Source organism: Nocardioides nitrophenolicus (assembly GCF_016907515.1).
GTDB lineage: Bacteria > Actinomycetota > Actinomycetes > Propionibacteriales > Nocardioidaceae > Nocardioides > Nocardioides nitrophenolicus.
Genome location: NZ_JAFBBY010000001.1, coordinates 5,310,106 through 5,330,480, shown reverse-complemented (window position 1 = coordinate 5,330,480; position 20,375 = coordinate 5,310,106). Strand labels below are relative to the sequence as shown.

Here is a 20,375-nt window from a genome sequence, read left to right as displayed (position 1 = left end):
CCGACGTGCGGAACGCGACACCCACCGCCGTTCGTTGACCTGGCATGCACCGCCACTTCAACGGCCTCAAGACCGCCGGCCTGTTCGGCGCCATCTTCGCGCTGCTGCTCGCGGTGGGCGGCCTGATCGCAGCGGCGACCGGCAGCTCGGCGTTCATCTGGATCTTCGCGCTGATCGGCGTCGGCACCACCGCCTACGGCTACTGGAACTCCGACAAGCTCGCCATCAAGGCGATGCACGCCTATCCGGTCTCGGAGTCGCAGCAGCCCGCGATGTACCGGATCGTGCGTGAGCTGTCCGAGCGAGCCGGCCAGCCGATGCCGGCCCTGTACGTCTCCCCCACCCAGGCGCCGAACGCGTTCGCGACCGGCCGCAACCCCGAGCACGCCGCGGTGTGCTGCACCGAGGGCATCTTGAGCCTGCTCGACGAGCGCGAGCTGCGGGGCGTCCTCGGCCACGAGCTGATGCACGTCTACAACCGCGACATCCTCACCGGCTCGGTCGCCGCCGCCGTGGCCGGCGTGATCAGCTCGGTCGCCCAGTTCCTGGCCTTCTCCTCGATCTTCGGCGGCGGCAACAACGACGAGCGCCCCAACCCGCTGGTCATGATCGGCACCGCCCTGCTGGCGCCCTTCGCGGCCGCGGTGATCCAGATGGCGATCAGCCGCACCCGCGAGTACGACGCCGACGAGGACGGCGCCCGCCTCACCGACGATCCGCTGGCCCTGGCCTCGGCGCTGCGCAAGCTCGAGACCGGCACCGCCCGCGCTCCGCTGGCGCCCACCCCACAGCTGCAGAACGCCAGCCACATGATGATCGCGAACCCGTTCCGGGCCGGCGACGTGCAGAAGATGTTCTCGACCCACCCGCCGATGGCGGACCGGATCGCCCGGCTGGAGGCGATGGCGCGCCGCTGAGCGGCGCGCCCGCGAAGCCCTCCTGTCGGCCGACCGTCGGCCCGACCGTCAGCCCAGCCCGGATCTCTGGAACAGCGACCTGCCCATGGTGGCGAGTCCTCCGGCGTGGGTCTCGGCCAGGGCGCTGTGGATCCGGGCCCCCTCCGCGGCGCGCGCCTTGATCCGCCACACGTCGAACCCCGGAATGCTGGTGGTGTCACAGACCGCGTCGCCGGCCACGCACAGCGACTGCGTCACGCTCGCGAAGCGCCCGGGCACGTCCCGTGCGTCGTTGAAGGCGCACACGTCGACGCTCAGCACGTCCTTGGAGTAAGGGCAGATCCCCTTGCCGGACGTCGGTGAGTTCCCCCAGTTGATGAACTCGCCCGGGTTGACCACCCGGGCCGGGTCGGCGACCAGCCCGGCGCCGGCGACCAGGCTCGCGAGGGTGGGGTCCGACTTCGCCGCGAGCAGGAAGTCGTGCACGACCAGCGAGCCCTGCGAGTACCCCGCCATCACCACCTTGGGCGTGACCCCCTGTCGCGCGCACAGGCTGCGCAGCGAGACCACGTAGCCGGTCAGCGCGTCGATGCCGTCCTGGATGCTGGCGACATAGCGGCGGAGGTTGACGTCGAAGAAGCGGTCCAGCCGCTCGTCGTACGCCCCGTGGTCGAGACCCTCGGTCAGGACGTCGACGCTCAGCGCCTGGTACGGAAGCTGGTAGAAGGTGACCTTGTCGGAGGCCAGGCCCGCGGCGTCGTATCTCTGCTTGAAGCCCGTCCACACCGCCTTCGTCACCGACGAGGCGTTCTTGTCGTCGACGCCGCGCGAGGTCTGGCCGGATCCGCGAACGCTGACGAAGTACGTCGGCGTACACCGACCACCGAGGCTCGACTGGCCCGAGGTGATGTGGAAGACGTGCCGGCCGGGCACGGAGCTGCCGGTGCTGGTGCGGGCGAGGCCGGACGCGGCACCGTCGAGGAAGGCACCGTTCTGCAGGCTGCCCGGCAGCTGGCGGAAGTGCGCGGCCTGACCGTCGCCGTTGGAGAAGCCCGCGCCGGCGGACACGCCCGAGCTGGCGTCGCCGGTGTCCCAGGTCAGCGAGCCGTAGTTGAACACGATGTCGAAGTCGCCGCCCGGGTTGGTGTTGACCAGGAGGAGCTGGATGCTGTTGCGCCGGTCGACGTGCTCGGAGTAGTAGCCGACCCGGCTCCAGTTGACGCAGAAGGCGGGCCGGCCCTCGAACGACGTCACGCCCCAGGTCGTGGTCCCCGACGTCGCCGGCCGCGTGTCGATGTCGGCGAAGAAGGCCGCGATGATCGGCGGCGTGTCGGCGTTGATGGTGAACGGCGTGTACGTCGACATCGCTGCGTCGAACGTGACGTTGCCGTTGTTGTTCACGTACAGCGCGTCGTAGCGGCGGCCGTAGAAGTTCAGCTGGAACGGCAGCGAGACCCGTGCCGAGGAGCCGTCGTCGTTGCGGGGCAGCCGGTGGGAGAGGCAGGACGCCGAGGACTGCAGAGCCGCGGTCGGTGCCGCCGCCGAGGCGGTCCTGGTCCGACCGGCCGAGGCCGCCTGGGCGAGGCCGAAGTCCAGCTGGGCGGACTCGCCCGCCGCGAGCGAGAGCGTGGTCACGCCGCCCGGGTCCGTCGGCGCCGTGTCCTGCCAGCACTCCGCGAGCAGCGGCGCGGCCGGCTCGACGCACACGGTGTACGAGCCCGGCGTGAGTCCGACCAGCGAGAAGGCTCCGTCCGCGGCCGAGGTGGTCTCGGCCTGCTCGGCCCCGTCGTCGGCGGGCAGGACGGTGACGACCGCGTCCGCGACCGGCCGGCCGCCGGCGTCGCGCACGGTCCCGGTCACGGTGGCACCGGCCGCGAGCTCGAGGTCGCCCACGTCGACGGCCTCGCCCTCGCCGACGGCCCACCCGGCTCCGTCGCCGGAGGCACAGCCGTCCGCGACGTTGGCGGTGCCGCCGTCCGAGACGAAGCACACCGTGTAGGTGCCGGCGTCGAGCCCGGACGCCACGAAGCGACCGTCGGCGTCGGAGCCGGCATAGGTCACCTGGCCGTCCTGGTCGGCGACCTCGACGGTGAGGCCGGCTGCCGGCTGCCCGCTCCCGGCGGCGAGCACCCGGCCGGAGAGGCTCGCGGCGCGCCGCAGGTCGATGTCGACGTCATCGGTCGACGCCTCGGCGGCGACCTGCACCGGGTCGCCGTCGACCGCCGTCCCGAAGCAGGTACGCCGATGGGTCACGGCGAACGAGGTGTCGTCGACGTCCGCGCAGACCTGGTAGGACCCGGGCACGAGACCCTCGATCGTGAACCCTCCCCCGGCGTCGGTGATCGCCGAGGCCGTCAACGCCTCGAAGCCCACCGGGAAGGCCGTGACGGTCACCCCGCCCGCCGCTCCGGCGCCGGCGGCCCTGACCGTGCCGGACAGCGAGCCGGCGCGCTCGAGCACCGTGTCCGCGTCGGTGACGTCGGTGTCCTCGACGTCGAGGGGCGTTCCGCCGCCGTCGCCGTCGGGGGTGTTGCCCCGACACTCGGCGAGCATCGCCGGGTCGCTGGGGCGGTAGCAGATCGAGTAGGAGCCGGGCGACACGCCCGCGAAGGAGAACCGACCGTCGGCGTCGGTGGAGTCGAACAGCTGACCCTGTCCCCCCAGGTCGGTGAGGACGACCGCGACCATCGGCACCGGCTCCCCGGACGAGTCGGTGACCGACCCGCTCACCGTCGCCCGACGGTGGGTCAGGAGGTCCGGTACGACGACCTGCTCGCCCCGCGCGACGGCGACCGGGTCGCTGCAGTCGGAGGCGTCGGCGGAGACGCCGGTGGGCGCGACCAGGCACACGACGTAGCTGCCCGGCTCGGCGAGGTCGATCCGGTACTCGCCGTCGGTGACCGCCGCGGTCGTCTCCTCGCCGTCCTCGCCCGTCGCGCTGACGGCCAGGCCCTCGGAGGGTCCGACGACCGTGCCGCTGAGCCTGGTCGGCGCGCCGATGGTGATGTCGACGCCGGCGCGCTGCTGGCCGGCGACCAGCTCGACCGGCGCCGCCGCGTCCGAGCCGGCCACCGTGTGGCAGCCGGCCGGCTGCTCGGCCGGGTAGGCGCAGACCGTGTAGCTGCCGGGCACGACGTCGGTGAAGGCGTACCCGCCCGAGGGAGCGGCCTGGACCGTCTGCGGCGCCCCCGCGTCGATCGGGGACAGCGTCACGACGGTCTCGCCGAGGGCGCCGGTCGCGATCACGGTGCCGGTGATGCCTCCGGTCGTCGGTGAGGGCGTGGGTCCGGCCGGCGCCGAGCCGCACTGTGCCACCACGGCGGCGCCGGCGGCCGCCACACCGGCCCGCGCCTGGCTGACCTTGCGCTTGGCCGCCTTCACCTTCGCTCGGGCCGCCTTCGTACCGCGGCCGGACCTCTTCGCCTTCTTCAGGGCCCGCTTCGCCTTGACCAGCCGCTGCAGCGCCTTGGCGAGTCCCTGATCAGCCGAGGTCGCGGCGGCCTGCGCGGCCTGGCAGGGGTCGGCCGCCGCCCGCGCCGCGGCCGGCTCGCTGATGCCCCATCCCCCGATGAGGAGGCTCGCGATGAGCGCGAGCACCAACGCGGATCGAAATCGCCACGACGGCCTGACCAGGTCCATGCTGCACCCCTCGACGTCCCCTGCACCCGGCAGGGAGCAGCCGGGGTGCACGCGACGCTAGCGGCGCCGGCACGGACCGGTAAGTCATCGGAATGGATGACAGGCGCACACCCCTCGCAGGGCGTACGGGCGACGGTCAGGCGGCGGAGGCGACGACCGGGGTCCGGCGCGGGGCGATCGGGGTCGGCGCGGCGGCCACCAGGGCCGCGGCCTCCTCGAGGGCCACCGCGTCGGCGACCTCGCGCAGCACGTCGGACAGCGGCATCTCGAGCGCGTCGCACAACGACGCCAGCAGCTCGGAGGACGCCTCCTTCTGACCGCGCTCGATCTCGGAGATGTAGCCCAGGCTCACCCGGGCCGCCCCGGAGACCTCACGGAGGGTCAGTCCGAGCTCGGTACGCCGGCTCCGCAGGATGTCACCGAGCGATCGGCGGAAGAGCACCATCGCGAGCTCCTCTCCGTCGGTTGGGGGGTGAATGGGGCGGGTCTTGGGCCCAACGCTACCCGAGGCCCGAATCTTCCGCTGGCTGCCCAGCCCTTGAGCGCGCCGCGGCCAGCTCGTCGGCGAGGGCGGCCACCGCCGACCGGACGGTCTGCTCCTGGATCTCGGCACGGTCCCCGGACAGGTCGAGGGCCAGCGCGCGGGTCCCGGCGGGGCCGGCGAGGCCGACGAAGACCGTGCCGACCGGCTGGTCCTCCTGCCGCTCGGGGCCGGCCACCCCGGTCGTGCTCAGCGCGTACGCCGTGCCGAGCAGCCGGCGCGCCCCGTCGGCCATCGCGGAGGCGCACTCGGCCGACACCACGCCGTGCGTGTCGACGACGTCCTGCGGGACGCCCAGCACCTCGACCTTGATGTGGGTCTGGTAGCTGACCACACCGCCGGCGTAGACCACCGAGGAGCCCGGCACCTCGGTCAGCCGCGCCGCCAGCCGCCCTCCCGTCAGCGACTCGGCGGTCGCGACGCTGGCGCCGGCGTCGCGCAGCGCATGGACGAGGGCCTCGGCCGGTGACTCCATGACCGCATCGTGTCACGGGGCACCGACCGAGGCCCTCGGTCCGCTCAGGCGTGTCGGGTCAGCGCCGCACGACCGTGATCTTCTTGACGATCTTCGCCTTCGCCTGGCTGTCGCTGCCGAGGAAGACGATCTTGACCTTCTTGGTGCCGAGCGAGGTGAACGCCTTCAGCTTGATCTTCGCCTTGCCGTCGACGACGTTCACGGTGCGCGCCTTCTGGCCCTTGACCTTGACCTTGACCTGCCCGGACACCGGCTTGCCGTCCGCACCCAGCACGGTCACCTTGACCTTAACCCGGGTCTTGCCGATCTTGGCCTTCTTTCCCGGCTTGAGCTTGGCGCCCAATGCGACCGTGCCCTTCGTCACCACGACTGGGACACGCGCCTGGGTACCGGTCTGCGCGCCCACCAGGGTGAGGGTCTGCGTCCCCGCAGGCGTCGACGACGGCAGCACGACGTCGATGCTGGCGAGGCCGGTCTTGTCGATGGCAGCGGTTCCCACGGCGTTGTCGAGCGTCGCCCTGCCGAGGACACGATCACCGAGACGGACCTCGATCTCGGAGTCCTTGACGTCGGTGGCGTTGGACATGCTCCACGACTCGACGTCGAACTTGACGCGGCCCCCGGCCGGGTAGCTCGCGGCGACGTTGTGCACCTCGACGGCGCGCTGCGAGTAGTCGACCGGCAGCGCAGCACCGCCCGTCTGGGTGTGGGTGGACATGTAGTGGGTCATCGCCTGGAGGTCGGTGACGCCCCACTGAGCAGCGTTCTTGCCGTTGGCGAGCTCCCAGAACGAGTCTCCACCGCCGGCCAGGAATGCGTTGACCGTGACGGAGTAGGTCCGCGCGAGGTCGATCGGCTGGCCGTTGAGCCACATCCCCGTGACCGTGCCGACCCAGGTGTCGACGGGGTTGCCGCCACCTTGGACGGGAACGGCGGGCGCCGGGACCTCACGGTAGGTGTAGGTGAAGCCCTTCGAGACGCCGAGCCGCAGGAAGTAGCGCGTCAGGCCCGACGGGATCTGCGTGCCGTCGGGGGTCCGCGACCACTGCTGCTCGAGAACCTTCTTGATCTGGGCGCCGGTCAGGTCCATGTTGACCAGTCCGTTGGCGAACGGCTGGACGTTGGCGGCCTGACGATAGGTCAGGTTGCGGGTGTCACCACTCAGCGTTCCCTCCATCTCGGCGCGCAGACCGCCGGGGTTCATGAACGCGATGTCCGCGCCACCCTGCTCGACGGGCGTCTCGGCACGCTGCACCTCCGCGACCAGGTTGCCGAGGGTGGACTCGCCACCACGGTTCTCGGTCGTCCCGTTCTGCAGCTTGGCCCGATTGAACGGTCCTTGGATCGGACCGAGCACCTGGTTGCCGATCGGCGTGGCCACGTCGATCGCGTTCTGCACGATCGGGGTGACCGCGGGGTCCGGGGTGTACGTCGTGCAGGAGGTGCTGTTGTTGCAGGTCTTGAGGTTGAGGATCTCCTGGGTCTTGGCCTGGACGTCGCCGGTGTCGGGGTCGACGGTGAAGACCAGCTTGTTGAGCTTCTCGCCGTACTGACCGGCCGAGACCACCGGCCGGTTCTTCACCGGTCGGTCGGCCCACGCGGAAACCGGGAACTCGCAGTTGTAGGCGAGGTGGGTGTGCCCGGAGATGATCGCGTCGACGTCGGGCGAGATGTTGTTGACGATGTCGGCCCACGGTCCCGACGTGTTCATCGTCGCGCAGTTGGTCGACGGCGCACCCTCGTGGACCAGCATCACGACGAGGTCGACGCCCTCGTCGTCGACCAGCTTGGTCGCCTCGGCGTTGACCGATTCGACGATGCTCTTCACCTCGATGCTGGCGATCCCGGTCGGCGAGACCAGGGTCGGCAGCGCCTCGGTGACGGCGCCGACGAAGCCGACCTTGACACCGGCCATCTCCTTGATCCAGGAGGCCGGGACGGCGGGGTCACCGGTTGCGCGCACCTTGAGGTTGGCCGCGATGTACTCCCACTCCGCGCCACCCTCCGGGTTGGTGGACGGGTCATAGGCCGCCATCACCCGGTTCATCAGGTCGTCGTACCCCTGGTCGAGCTCGTGGTTGCCGACCGCGGAGACCTCGAGCCCGGCCTCGTTGAGCGCATCGATGGTCGGCTTGTCGTTGGACACGAACGACTCGAAGGTCGAGGCGCCGATGAGGTCGCCGGCGGCGGCGAAGACCGTGTTCGGGTTGTCCGCCCGCAGCCCCTTGACCGCGGCCGACATGATCGCCGCCCCGGCCGCCGCGGACGTGGGCTCGTTGATGATCCGCCCGTGGAAGTCGTTGGTCCCGATGATCTGGATCTGGACGGGGTCGGCGGCCTGCGCTGCTGGCGCAGCGAGGGCGCTCAGGCCCGAGACGGCCAGGCCGACGCCGAGCGCGCCGGCGACTACTCGTCGTGCTGATCGCATGAAGTGTCCCTCCCGAGGGTTTGTCGGTACGTGAGATGTGAATCGTGACGGATAGGCGAGCCGTCAGGTGGCCGCGCTCAGCGCACCACCCGCACCTTCGTCACGGCGCTGGCGGGCGACAGCAGCGGGCTGCCGGAGTAGGTGACCTTGACCGGGTTCGCACCGGTCGAGGTGAATGCCTTCAGGCGGACCTTCGCCTTGCCGTCCACGAGCGTCACCGTCTTCGCCTTCTGGCCCTTGGTCTTGACCGTGACGGTGCCGGTCACAGGGACACCGTCCGGCGTCATGACGGTGACGACCACCTTCGCCCTGGTCTTGCGGACCTTGACCTTCTTCGGCTTGACCTTGACCGAGACCGCGGCCGAGCCCTTGACGACCGGGCCGACCTGGGCCGACGTCACGGTCGCGTCGAGGTGACCGGCCGCGTGAGCCGTGACTCCGACCGCGATCCGGGCGCCGACCTGGCTGCCTGTCAGGAGCAGCGTGCGAGCGGTCGCTCCGGCGATCGGGGCGCCGTCGGCGTACCACTGATAGGTCACCGAGTCGGGCTGCGGATTCCACGTGCCGGCGTTCGCCGTGAGCGTCTGGCCGACGCGGGCCACGCCCGACACCGACGGAGCGGCCTGGTTCTCCATCGGCGGATCCACCGGGTCGACGCCGCCCTCGACCTGGATGACGACCGGAACCGACGTCCCGGTCACCGGGCCGACCAGGGTCAGCTCGCGGGCGCCGTTGACGACGCCCTCCGGCAGCGTCACCGAGACCGATGCAGTGCCGTACCGGTCGTAGGGCTGGTTGCCGATGGTGTTGTCGACCTGGAACGAGCCGAGGTCCGTGTCGCCGAGCTTGACCTGCAGCTCGGTGTCCTGCTTGTCACCGGCGGCAGACATCGCCCAGGAGCCGACCTGGAAGGCGACCGTGTCGCCGGGCCCGTAGGTGGTCGGCGCACCCGTGGGAAGCGTGACCGCGACCCCACGCTGGCTGTAGTCGACCGGAAGCGGGGTCGCCGCGTACTGCTTCATGTAGTCGACCATCGCCTGGAGGTCGATCTGGCCGGTGTCGACCTTGTCGGCGCCGTCCGCGAACTCCCAGAAGTTGTCACCGCCCCCACCGAGGAAGGAGTTCACCGTCACCGAGTAGACGCGTGCAGCGTCGACCGGCTCCCCGTTGAGCCACATCCCGGTGACCTCGCCCCGGAAGGTGTTGACCGGAGCCGAGTTCGGTGCCGAGACGGTGACAGGGGTCTCCACGTAGGTGTAGGTGAAGCCCTTCGACACACCGAGCCGCAGGAACGGACGCGACGGCACACCGCCCTGGGCGTTGCGCTGCCACTGCTCCTCGAGCACCTGCTCGAGCTGGGCGCCGGTCAGCTTCATGTTGACCAGCGTGTTGGCGAACGGCTGCACATCGGCGGCCTGGCGGTAGGTCAGGTCGTTGACCGAGCCGTTGACTGTGCCGTCCATGTCCGCCCGGAGCCCGCCCGGGTTCATGAACGCGATGTCGGTGTCGATGCCGGCCTCGTCGGTCGCCCAGCGCTGCACCTCCGCGACCTGGTTGGACAGCGTGGACTCGCCACCCCGGTTCTCCGTGGCACCGGCCGACGAGGTGTACGTCGCCCGCTGGAAGGGGCCGGTCATCTGGCCGAGGATGTCGCTGCCCTTCTCGTCAGCGAAGTCCACCGCGTCGTCGACGATCGCCTGCACGGTCGGGTCGGCGGCGTAGCCGACACCAGCCGTGGCGACCACGTCTTGGCTGACCGCCACCAGGTCGCCGGTGTTCTCGTCGTACTTGAACACGAGCTGGTTGAGGTTGGTGCCGTACTGGCCGGCCGAGACGACCGGACGCTTGGTGACCGCACGGCCACCGTCGACCCAGTCCTGGACGGAGTAGCGGCAGTTGTAGGCGAGGTGCGTGTGGCCGGAGATGATCGCATCCACGTCGGACGAGGTGTTCTGGACGATGTTGCCCCACACTGTCGCCGGGTCCGTGAAGCTGCTCGATCCGCAATCGGTCGTCGGCGCCCCCTCGTGGACCAGCAGGATCACCAGGTCCGTGGACTCCTCGGTCACCAGGCGCTCCGCCTCGGCGTTGACCGAGTCGACGACGTCATCGACCGTGATCCCGCCAAGACCGGCCGGGTTCACCAGCCCGGGCAGGTCCTCGGTGACCGCCCCGACGAAGCCGACCTTGACGCCATCGATGGTCTTGGTCCACGACTCGGCGAGCTTGTCCGCCTCGGGGGTGCCCGCGGGATAGTCGAGGTTGGCCGCGATGTACTCCCAGTCGGCCCGGTCCCGGATCCGGCCTTCGAGATCGGCGTACCCACGGTCGAACTCGTGGTTTCCGGCCGCGGAGACCTCGAGCCCCATCGCGTTGAGCGCGTCGATGGTGGGCTCGTCGTCCTGGATGAACGACTCGAACGTCGAGGCGCCGACCAGGTCGCCCGCGGCCACGAAGACCGTGTTCGGGTTCTCGTCGCGCAGCTCCTTGACCGCCGTCGCGAACGGCGCCGCACCGGCGGCGTTGCCGCCGTCGGGCAGCAGCCGCCCGTGGAAGTCGTTGGTGCCGATCACCTGGATCTCCTGGTAGGAGGTCGGGGTGAAGTCCGGCACGTCGATGCCGACGATCTCGGGGTTGTGGTCCGAGGTCGCCCACGGCTGGTTGGGCAGCCAGAAGTCGGTGACGTTGTAGTTGTAGCGGCTGTACTGGAAGGACGCCGCCTCGTTGGCGTTGATCTCCCAGATGTCGGCACCGGTCACCATGTCCAGCGCGGCGGGGTTGGCGAGCACGTGGTCGAGCGAGCCGGACAGGCCGTCGTACGAGTAGCTCTCGTCGCTCTCCTGGTCGGACTCGACGAGCGAGAAGCCGGCCTCCGGGCTGGTGAGGACGCCGATCGGGTCCTCCATGGTGTAGGAGTTGAAGTCACCGGCGAGGAAGATCGGCTCGACGTCGCGCTCGGCCGCGAAGTCGTTGGCGAACTCCACCAGGCGCTGTGCCTGGCGGACCCGGTCGCCGTTGAACGCGCCCACCTCGCCGTCCTGGGCGTTGTCGCCCGCGGCGCACTTCAACGGCACGGTCTCGCGCTCGGCGTCCGTGCAGCTGTCGCCCTTGGACTTGAAGTGGTTGACGATCACCGCGAAGCCGTCGCTGTCGGGGGCGCCCTTCGCCTTGAACACCTGGGCCAGCGGCTCGCGGGCGTTGGCGAACTGGTCGGTGCCGAAGAGGATGTCGGAGCTGCCGACCGGCTCGACGTCGGCCACCTTGTAGATGAAGGCCGGCCGGATCGTGTCCTGCTCGGCGATCGCCGCCGCGGTCAGCGCCTCGCCGGGGCTCTTCACGTAGGCCCAGACGGTGTCGTTGGCGGCGGCGTTGAGGATCTGGACCAGGCGGCCGACCGCGTCGTCACGGTTGAACTCACCGGGGAGCTTGATCGAGTTCTCGATCTCCTCCAGGCCGATGATGTCGGCGCCCAGGGCGTTGATGGTGTGGACCAGCTTCGCCTCCTGGCGGGCCAGGCTCTCGGCAGTGGCTGCACCACGGGGGCCGCGCCCGTCGTTGGTGGTCGCCTCGTTGGCCGGGGTGTCCGGGTCGTCGAGGAGGCGCACGCCGCAGGAGTTGTTGCCGATCCGGTTGCTCGCCCGGTCGGTGTAGTAGGTGCAGAAGGTGTCCTGCGGCGGGTTCTGCAGCGGTCCGGCGGCGGCGTACGCCACACCGGTGGTGTTGAAGTAGTTGAGGACGTTGAAGGTGGCGATCTTCAGGTCACCGCCGACGTTCTGCGGGAACTGGTTGCCCGCCCGGGTGTCCTCGAAGGTCGCGACCGCGGCCCCGTCGGTGGTCACCGGCAGCTGCGGCTGCAGCTTCCAGATGTTGTTGCGGTAGTCGAGCACGACGGGGGCGTGGAAGGTCACGCCCGCGCCCACCCGCGGCGGCGCCGGGTTGGCACCGGCGCCCTGGGTCAGCCACGGCACCGGCTGGCCCTTGGTGGTCTGGTTGCCGAGGTAGTTGACGCCGGTGCCGTCGTCGAGGGTGACGGCGCGCTCGGCGTTCTCGTCGCGGATCGCCTGCAGCGCCGCGTCGTCGCCGGCGTCGGCGAACTCGGTCGGCTGCTTGAGCGGGTGGTCGCCGGACGCGAGGCCGACCTCGGCGTACTGGTTGGTGGCGTACGCGTTGGTCACCGTGTAGTCGCCGCTGGGCTGGATCAGCATGCTCTCCAGCGGCTCGCGCTCCGCGTCGGTCGTCGGGAACCCGGTGACGAGCGGGCTGACGGCCGGCAGCGGCGTACCGAGCTTGGTCACGCCGGTGCCGGTCACGTTGATCTCGGTGAGGCCGAAGAACTCGCTGACCTTGCCGGTGACCCGGACCGAGTCGCCGACCGCGATGTCAGGGACCGCGTTGCTGCCGTAGTAGACGAAGATGCCGTCGGAGGCGCCCGCGGTCTTGTTTCCGGGGCCGGTGCCGCCGGTCTGGATGGTGAAGCCGTCGAACCCGCTGTTGGCGAACGCCGGGTCCTTGTAGATGCCGGTGACCACGCCGGTCGTGGTGACCGCGTCGGTCCCCTGGCCGGTGCCGGTCGGCGGTGCGTACGGCGAGCGATCGCCGTTGCCCTGGATGGTGGCGATCGACAGCGTCGACGGAGCCGGGCCGACCGTGATCGTGAAGGTGACCTGGTCGGACTGCTGCGGGGTCGAGTCGTCGGTGACCGTCGCGGTCACCGAGTAGCTGCCCTCGGTCGTCGGGGAGCCGGACAGCACGCCGGAGGTCGACAGGGTCACGCCCGCCGGCAGGCCGGTCGCGGACCAGGAGTACGGCTCCTCGCCGCCGGACGCGGTGAGGGTGGCGCTCACCTGGGCGTCGACGGTGGTGGTGATGTCGTTGGCGGTCCCGGCGTCGAGGGGGTCGGGCTCGACCACGCCACCGACCGTGATGCTGATGTCGTCGATGCCGACCCACTCGTCGTTGCCGGCGGCATTCGTCGTCATCACGCGGATGTAGACCTGCGCGGAGCCGGCGGCAGCGGCCGGCAGTGTCACGCTCACGGGAGTGACCGCGGTCGCCTCGTTGGGACCGGTCGTCGCGTCGGCGACGTATCCGTTGGCGAGGTTGGTGTAGTCCCCCGTGGTGCCTACCCGGTACTGGACTGCCACCTGCTGGTTGGTGTTGTCCCCACTGCCGTCGAGGTCTTTTGCGTTGAAGGCGAACGTCGGCGCCCCGACGCCCGTGGTGTCGAGGTGGAACACCACGTGGGGCGCATCGGCGGTGCCGCTGCCCTGCATTGCGATCGCGCCGTTGGCCTCCGACTCGATGATGCCGCCGCTGGAGTTGGAGTTGAGCGACCCGGTGTTGTTGGCGATCACGTTCACGGGCGTCCCGCTGCCGTCCGCCACGATCGTGCGCGGGTCGGTGCCGACGGCGGTCGTCAGGTCGTCGCCTCGATAACCCGTCACGCCGACCACGCCCGACCAGTCGTTCGCGGCCGTGATGAGGCCCGGATCCGACCACGTCTGGTTGTAGGGGAACGACGCGATCGCCGTGCCGACGTCGGCCCTCGCCGGGGAGGGGGCGGCGGCCACGGCGAACCCCGAGAGCGCGAGCGCCGCACCGAGGGAGCCGAAAAGGAACTGCTTCGCTGAACGCATGAACTTCTTCCGGGGTCGTCAACAACGGCACGGGACAACCGATCGCGCGCGCCCGAGAGAAGTGCCGCGAGAGAACGGGGGGAAGGGTCCTTAACCTAGGCCGCGCCTCGGTCGCGGTGGCAAGGGGTTGAGGAAAATCAAGTGACGAAAAGGCGACGCCCAGCCGTCAGATGTTGCCCTTGCGGTACGCCGGACCGCACGATCTCAGTGTGGAGGCTCAGTCGGCGGTGGGAGTGCGGAGCGAGGCACGCTGCTTCCACACGTCGCGGAAGAACTCGTAGCCGGACCACAGGGTCAGCACGAAGGCGACGAGGAGCAGGACGATCGCGAAGCCGTAGGTGATCTCGCCGGGTACGTCGAGCCAGCCGTCGACCTCGAGCAGGGGCAGGGTGAGGAAGCCGAGGGCGAGGGCCTGGGCCGCGGTCTTCCACTTGCCGCTGCGGGCGGCGGCGATGACGACCGACTTGAGCACCGAGAGCCGCAGCAGGGTGACCGCCCATTCGCGGACCAGGACGACGACGGTGATCGTCCACATCCACCAGGTGTCCATGATGATCGACAGCCCGATGAACGCCATGCCGGTGATCGCCTTGTCGGCGATGGGGTCGGCGATCTTGCCGAAGTCGGTGACCAGGTTGCGGGCCCGGGCGATGTCGCCGTCGATCTTGTCGGTGACCATGGCGACGAAGAAGATCGCCCAGGCGACGGTGCGCCAGGTGATCGAGTCGCCGCCGTCGTAGAGCAGCGCCCAGCCGTAGAACGGCACCAGCACGATCCGCAGGGTCGTCAGCGCGTTGGGGAGGTTCCAGTTGCTCGGCTTGGTCGCGGCCTGGCCGGTGCTCGTCTCGCTCATGGCTGTCCTCCTGCCGGTTCGGCGATCAGGTCGACGCCGTCGGAGTCGACGACGACGGCCCGGACGATGTCGCCCACCCGCGCCTCGGGTACGCCGAGCACCCGGGTGGTGCCGTCGACCTCGGGTCCCTGCTCGGCGGCGCGGCCCTCGACCGTGCCGTCGCCGGTGCCGTCGGGGTCGAGCTCCTCGACCAGCACCTCGACGGTGCTGCCGATCCGCTCCTCGGCGCGCTGTGCGGTGAGCTCGGAGACCAGGTCGTCGAGGTGCTGCACGCGTGCGTTGATCTCGTCGGCGTCGAGCTTGCCGCCGAGCCGCTCGGCCTCGGTGCCGTCCTCGTCGGAGTAGCCGAAGACCCCGGTGACGTCCATCCGCGCGGCGACCAGGAAGTCGCACAGGGTCTGGAACTCCTCCTCGGTCTCGCCGGGGAAGCCGACGATGACATTGGAGCGGACCCCGGCCTCGGGCGCGTGGCCGCGGACCTGGTCGAGCAGGCCGAGGAAGCTGTCGGGGTCGCCGAAGCGGCGCATCCGGCGCAGCACGCTGGCGCTGGCGTGCTGGAAGGACAGGTCGAAGTAGGGCGCGACGCCGGGCGTGGTCGCGATGGCGCGGATCAGTCCGGGCCGGGTCTCGGCGGGCTGCAGGTAGGACACCCGGACCCGCTCGATCCCGTCGACCGCGACCAGCTCGGGCAGCAGCGTCTCGAGCAGGCCGAGGTCACCGAGGTCCTTGCCGTAGGAGGTGGAGTTCTCGGAGACGAGGAAGAGCTCCTTGACGCCCTGCTGGGCGAGCCACTGGGCGTCCTGCAGCACGTCGGAGGGCCGGCGGCTGACGAACGAGCCGCGGAACATGGGGATCGCGCAGAAGGTGCAGCGCCGGTCGCAGCCGCTGGCCAGCTTGAGCGGGGCCATCGGCCCACCGTCGAGTCGGCGCCGGATCGCGGACCGGCCGGGGATCGCGATGTCGACCTCGGCGGCCGGCGTCTCGACGACGGCCTGGCGCTCCGCGGGGCTGATCGGCAGCAGCAGCCGCCGGTCGCGCGGGGTGTGGGGGTGCGGCCGCTCCCCCGCCAGGATCGAGCGCAGCCGCCCGGAGATGTCCTGGTAGTCGTCGAAGCCCAGCACGGCGTCGGCCTCGGGCAGCGAGTCGGCGAGCTCCTCGCCGTAGCGCTCCGCCAGGCAGCCCACCGCGACGACCGCCTGGGGCCTGCCCGACTCCTTGAGGTCGGCGGCGGCGAGCAGGGTGTCGATCGAGTCCTTCTTGGCCGCGTCGACGAAGCCGCAGGTGTTGACCACGACGGTGTCGGCGTCCTCCGGGTCGTCGACGAGCGTGAAGCCGTCCGCGGCGAGGCGGCCGGCCAGCTCTTCGGAGTCGACGTCGTTGCGCGCGCACCCGAGGGTGAGCAGCGCGACCGAGACGGGGTTCGTGGGTGTGCTCGTCATGTCCGGCCCAGGCTACCGGCGGACGGTGGCCCGCCGGCATTCCTCGCTCGTGTGATCAGGGCTGTTCAGGGCGCCACGAGGGTCTTGGAGGCCTCCGCGCCGGTGTCGCCCAGCGCCTGCGGCTTGGCGTCGCCGATGGCGTAGGTCACCGAGCCGTCGGAGCTCCAGATCCGGACCGGCGGCACGACCTTCAGCTCGGAGGTCTGGCCGAAGGCCAGGTTCCCGTCGAAGACCCGCTCGCCGGCGGCGTCCCGGATGACCAGCTGGGCTCCCCCGCCGGCCGCGACCAGGGTCAGCTTGATCGGGTCGCCCTTGGCGGCGGCGGCCTTGGAGATGCCGCCGCTCTGGTTCAGGACGGGGGTGTCGCCGATCGGAGCGGGGCCGCCCATCACCAGCTTCGCCACCGACCAGATCAACACCGCACCCATCACCGCGGCGATCAGCACCGACCAGTTGCGCCCGCCCCGGGTGCTGCGGATCGAGCCGCCGGCACCGGTCGCGAGCTCGGCCTCGAACACCCGGCGCGGGTCGACCGGCGCGTCGGCGTAGGTCTCGTCGTACGTCGCCACGAGCGGGCCGGCGTCGATGCCGAGGACCCGCGCCAGGGTGCGCAGGTGGCCCCGGGCATAGAAGTCGCCGCCGCACGGGGCGAAGTCGTCGACCTCGATCGCCTCGATGACGTGGGGACGGATCCGGGTGCGCTCGGAGAGCTGGTCGATGGTGAGCCGCAACCGGTCGCGCGCGGCGGTCAGCTCCGGCCCGATCACCGGCTGGGCGGCGGGCCGCACGGCCAGGTCGTCGAGGACGACGGTGACGTCACCGGCCTCGTCGGCGGCGAGCGGCGCCTCGGCCACCGGCGCCCGGACCAGGACCGGACGGTCCAGCTCGACCCGGGCGGCGAGCACCGTCGGGCGCTCGGGCGCGGGCGGCTCCTCGTCCTCGGCGGGGACGGCGGCGATCTCGTCGGTCGACTCGGTGTCGGCGGCGAGGATCACCTCGCCGGTGTCCTCGTAGTCCGCCTCCTGGACGTCCTCGAGGTCCGCCTGCCGTCCGCTCAGCCCGGCGGCCACCCGGGCCGCGATGCCGCGCCGCTGCTCGGGGACGGCCACCTCGTCGGCGTACAGGTCGCTCAGCTGGGGCACCGACTCGGCGCGGGGCGAGGTGCCGTCGTCGCTCATGCCCGGCACCACCTCCACCACGTCGGCGCGGCCGTCGGCGAGGTCGGCGAGCGCGTCGCTCAGCGAGCCGCTGTCGACGCCGACCACCCGCGTCGCCAGGGTCAGCGGTACGACGAGCTGCTGGTCGTCGTAGCCGTCGACGAGGATGTGTCCGTCGCGAACCAGGCCGCGGCGCGGGAGGTGCTCGAGGCAGTCGATCTCGGGCCACGCGATGCCCCGCCAGTCGGCCCCCTGGCGCAGGCGCACGCCGTGGTCGTCGGCGACGAGCAGCGGCGCGCGGCCGTCGACGAGGGCCGCGAGGTGGGCCAGGGTGACCAGGGCCAGCACGCCGAAGGCCAGCCAGTCCAAGGTGGTGCCGCCACCGAAGGCGCGCACGGCGAAGGCGACCGTCAGCAGGGCCGAGAACCCGCCGACGGTGGCCGACAGCGCGACATTGCGGCGGACCTCGATCCGCGGGCTGGTCTCGGTCATCTCGCTCACGCCTCCCCCTGGATGGTCATGATCACGGCATCGATCTCGTCGGGCTTGACCAGCACGTCGCGGGCCTTCGAGCCCTCGCTCGGCCCGACCACGCCCCGGCTCTCCAGGATGTCCATCAGCCGGCCGGCCTTGGCGAAGCCGACGCGCAGCTTGCGCTGGAGCATCGAGGTGGAGCCGAACTGGGTGGAGACCACCAGCTCGATCGCCTGGACGACCAGGTCCATGTCGTCGCCGATGTCGTCGTCGAGGACCTTGTTGGACGCCGCCGGCGCGGTGACGTCGTCGCGGTAGCTGGGCTCGAGCTGGCCCTTGCAGTGCTTGACGACCTGCTGGATCTCGGGCTCGCTGACCCAGGAGCCCTGCACGCGGATCGGCTTGGAGGCGCCCATCGGCAGGAACAGGCCGTCACCCTGGCCGACCAGCTTCTCCGCGCCGGGGGTGTCGAGGATGACCCGGCTGTCGGCGAGGCTGGACGTCGCGAACGCCAGCCGCGACGGGACGTTGGCCTTGATCAGGCCGGTCACCACGTCGACGGACGGGCGCTGCGTGGCGAGCACCAGGTGGATGCCGGCGGCCCGGGCGAGCTGGGTGATCCGGACGATCGAGCTCTCCACGTCGCGCGGGGCGACCATCATCAGGTCGGCGAGCTCGTCGACGATCACCAGCAGGTACGGGTACGGCGTCAACGTGCGCTCGCTGCCCGGCGGCACCTCGACCTTGCCCTCGCGGACGGCCTTGTTGAAGTCGTTGATGTGGCGGAAGCCGAAGTTGGCCAGGTCGTCGTACCGCATGTCCATCTCGCGACAGACCCACTCGAGCGCCTCGGCGGCCTTCTTCGGGTTGGTGATGATCGGCGTGATCAGGTGCGGGACGCCCTCGTAGGCGTTGAGCTCGACCCGCTTGGGGTCGACCATGATCATCCGCACCTCGTCGGGGGTCGAGCGCATCAGCACCGAGGTGATCATCGAGTTGATGAAGGACGACTTTCCGGAGCCGGTGGCACCGGCGACCAGCAGGTGCGGCATCTTCGCGAGGTTCGCCACGACGAAGCCGCCCTCGACGTCCTTGCCCAGACCGGCCACCAGCGGGTGGTGGTCGGTGCGCGCGACGTTGGACCGGAGCACGTCGCCCAGGGAGACGATCTCCTTGTCGGTGTTGGGGATCTCGACGCCGACCGCGGACTTGCCGGGGATCGGGCTGAGGATCCGCACGTCCTCCGAGCCGACGGCGTAGGAGATGTTGCGCTGGACGCCGAGGATCTTCTCGACCTTGACGCCGGTGCCGAGCTCGATCTCGTAGCGGGTGACCGTCGGGCCGCGGGTGTAGCCGGTGACCTGGGCGTCGACGTTGAACTCGTCGAGGACGCCCTGCAGCCGGCTGACGACGTCGTCGCTGGCCTTGGACCGGGCCCGGTGCGGGTCGCCGGGCTTGAGCGCGCTGGCGTCCGGGAGCGTGTAGACGATGTCGCCGGACAGCGCGAGCTGCTCGACGCGCTGCGGCAGGTCGGCGTGCGGCGGCGGCTCGAGCTCGCCGGTCTCGTCGTCGGCCGTCGTGGCGGCCTGCGCCAGGCGGCGGGCGATGAGCGCGTTGGAGCCGGCCTCGGGGTCGACCGGCTCGTCCTCGGCCAGTGGCACGTCGATGGGCTCGAGCAGCTCCATCGACTCCTCGGCCGGGCTCGGCTCCTCGTCCTTCTTGCGCCGCCGCTTCTTCGGCTCGGCGAGCACCGGCGAGTCGTACGCCGGGTCGCCCATCCGCTCGAAGGTGTCGTCGATGCTGAGCGGCCCGGCGTCCTCCTCGTGGTGGCGCCCGAGCAGCAGGTCGCCGATCTCGCGCAGCCGGTCCGGGACCCGGTAGAGCGGGGTCGCGGTGATCACGAGCAGGCCGAACACGGCGAGCAGCGCCAGCAGCGGTACGACGACCGCCGGCGAGCGGAGCAGGTCGAGCAGCAGGGCCGAGACGACGTACCCGACGGCGCCGCCGCCGTCGCGCAGCGGCATGGTGTCGCCCTGCACCGGCTCGGGGCTGCCGTTGGCGATGTGGACGATGCCGAGCAGGCCGAAGGACAGCGCGGTCCAGCCGATCACCTGACGGCCGGCGGGGCCGTTGCCGACCGGGTCGCGCATGATCCGCCAGCCGGCGGCGAGCACGAGCAGCGGCACCAGCCAGCCGACCTTGCCGACCGACCCGGACACGGCCGCCCGGGTGAAGTCCATGACGCCACCGGGCACCTCGAACCAGACCGCGCCGGTGATGACCAGGGCGACGGCGACGAGCAGTAGCCCGAGGCCGTCACGACGCTGCTCGGGGTCGATGTCGCGCGCACCGTGGCCCACGCCGCGGGTGACCGCCCCGATCCCGTGGGCGAAGGCGAGCCAGAGGGCGACCACTCCCCTGCCGAGCGCGGTGAACGCGCGCAGCACCGGCCCGGGCCCACTGCGCACCGCGCGCGGGGCAGGCCGCTTCGCCGCCGACTTCTTCGCCGGCGGTCGCTTCTTGGTGGTCGTACTCCGGGTACGCGAGCTGGCTGTCTTCTTCACGCCCGAGCGGGAGGAAGAGCTGGTCCTGCTGCGCGACGCCGGCGGGGAAGACGTACGGGTCGCCATGACACCAAACCTAGGCGATCGTCACTCCAGTCACAGGGACCACAGAGGGGTGTGTCTCCGCGGCCCGGCGACTCCCCGGGCATCGCCCCCGAACTTCCTGCGGCCCGATCGGCGGGTCGGCGCAGAGTTTGCTCCGAACCTCTGGACCGCCCGCATTCCTGCCCCTAGGGTGCCGAGAACGTGTGCGGGAGGAGCGGCTATCCCCTA

General features: G+C 71.0%; 10 protein-coding genes. 1 reads left to right on the top strand and 9 read right to left on the bottom strand.

Features of this window, described 5'->3' with window-relative positions:
• Positions 1-44 precede the first annotated feature (44 nt).
• Positions 45-917, top strand: coding sequence for a zinc metalloprotease HtpX (gene htpX / locus JOD66_RS25515; protein ID WP_204839582.1), 873 nt, complete (start codon positions 45-47; stop codon positions 915-917).
• Between the two features lie 48 nt (positions 918-965).
• Here htpX and JOD66_RS25510 read toward each other — a convergent pair whose 3' ends face one another.
• From JOD66_RS25510 to JOD66_RS25470, 9 genes are all read right to left on the bottom strand, one after another.
• Complete coding sequence (locus JOD66_RS25510; RefSeq protein WP_204839581.1) at positions 966-4,535, bottom strand: carboxypeptidase regulatory-like domain-containing protein; 3,570 nt, start codon at positions 4,533-4,535, stop codon at positions 966-968.
• A 136-nt stretch (positions 4,536-4,671) separates the two neighbouring features.
• Positions 4,672-4,980 (bottom strand): helix-turn-helix domain-containing protein, encoded by a 309-nt coding sequence (locus tag JOD66_RS25505; RefSeq protein ID WP_204839580.1) that lies wholly within the window; start codon positions 4,978-4,980, stop codon positions 4,672-4,674.
• Between the two features lie 55 nt (positions 4,981-5,035).
• Complete coding sequence (locus JOD66_RS25500) at positions 5,036-5,551, bottom strand: CinA family protein (RefSeq protein WP_204839579.1); 516 nt, start codon at positions 5,549-5,551, stop codon at positions 5,036-5,038.
• 58 nt (positions 5,552-5,609) lie between these two features.
• Positions 5,610-7,979 carry a bifunctional metallophosphatase/5'-nucleotidase gene (locus JOD66_RS25495; protein ID WP_204839578.1) on the bottom strand — a complete coding sequence of 790 codons (2,370 nt, stop codon included), beginning with the start codon at positions 7,977-7,979 and terminating at the stop codon, positions 5,610-5,612.
• Positions 7,980-8,056: 77 nt separating this feature from the next.
• Positions 8,057-13,615: an ExeM/NucH family extracellular endonuclease gene (locus tag JOD66_RS25490; protein ID WP_204839577.1), complete on the bottom strand. Its 5,559-nt coding sequence runs from the start codon at positions 13,613-13,615 to the stop codon at positions 8,057-8,059.
• Between the two features lie 217 nt (positions 13,616-13,832).
• Positions 13,833-14,468: a CDP-diacylglycerol--glycerol-3-phosphate 3-phosphatidyltransferase gene (gene pgsA / locus JOD66_RS25485; RefSeq protein WP_204839576.1), complete on the bottom strand. Its 636-nt coding sequence runs from the start codon at positions 14,466-14,468 to the stop codon at positions 13,833-13,835.
• Positions 14,465-15,907, bottom strand: coding sequence for a 30S ribosomal protein S12 methylthiotransferase RimO (gene rimO, locus JOD66_RS25480; protein ID WP_204839575.1), 1,443 nt, complete (start codon positions 15,905-15,907; stop codon positions 14,465-14,467). Before rimO ends, pgsA begins: the two co-directional genes overlap by 4 nt.
• A 65-nt stretch (positions 15,908-15,972) precedes the next feature.
• Positions 15,973-17,556, bottom strand: a complete 1,584-nt coding sequence (locus JOD66_RS25475; protein ID WP_239547118.1) for a helix-turn-helix domain-containing protein — start codon at positions 17,554-17,556, stop codon at positions 15,973-15,975.
• A 5-nt stretch (positions 17,557-17,561) separates the two neighbouring features.
• Entirely contained in the window at positions 17,562-20,168 is a 2,607-nt protein-coding gene (locus JOD66_RS25470) for an FtsK/SpoIIIE family DNA translocase (protein ID WP_204839573.1), read from the bottom strand.
• Positions 20,169-20,375 lie beyond the last annotated feature (207 nt).

Excerpts from the sequence above, each read along its gene's own strand:
- htpX (WP_204839582.1), top strand. The coding sequence starts at position 45 with ATGCACCGCCACTTCAACGGCCTCAAGACCGCCGGCCTGTTCGGCGCC.
- JOD66_RS25495 (WP_204839578.1), bottom strand. The coding sequence starts at position 7,979 with ATGCGATCAGCACGACGAGTAGTCGCCGGCGCGCTCGGCGTCGGCCTG.
- JOD66_RS25510 (WP_204839581.1), bottom strand. The coding sequence starts at position 4,535 with ATGGACCTGGTCAGGCCGTCGTGGCGATTTCGATCCGCGTTGGTGCTC.
- rimO (WP_204839575.1), bottom strand. The coding sequence starts at position 15,907 with ATGACGAGCACACCCACGAACCCCGTCTCGGTCGCGCTGCTCACCCTC.
- JOD66_RS25505 (WP_204839580.1), bottom strand. The coding sequence starts at position 4,980 with ATGGTGCTCTTCCGCCGATCGCTCGGTGACATCCTGCGGAGCCGGCGT.
- JOD66_RS25470 (WP_204839573.1), bottom strand. The coding sequence starts at position 20,168 with ATGGCGACCCGTACGTCTTCCCCGCCGGCGTCGCGCAGCAGGACCAGC.
- pgsA (WP_204839576.1), bottom strand. The coding sequence starts at position 14,468 with ATGAGCGAGACGAGCACCGGCCAGGCCGCGACCAAGCCGAGCAACTGG.
- JOD66_RS25490 (WP_204839577.1), bottom strand. The coding sequence starts at position 13,615 with ATGCGTTCAGCGAAGCAGTTCCTTTTCGGCTCCCTCGGTGCGGCGCTC.
- JOD66_RS25500 (WP_204839579.1), bottom strand. The coding sequence starts at position 5,551 with ATGGAGTCACCGGCCGAGGCCCTCGTCCATGCGCTGCGCGACGCCGGC.
- JOD66_RS25475 (WP_239547118.1), bottom strand. The coding sequence starts at position 17,556 with ATGACCGAGACCAGCCCGCGGATCGAGGTCCGCCGCAATGTCGCGCTG.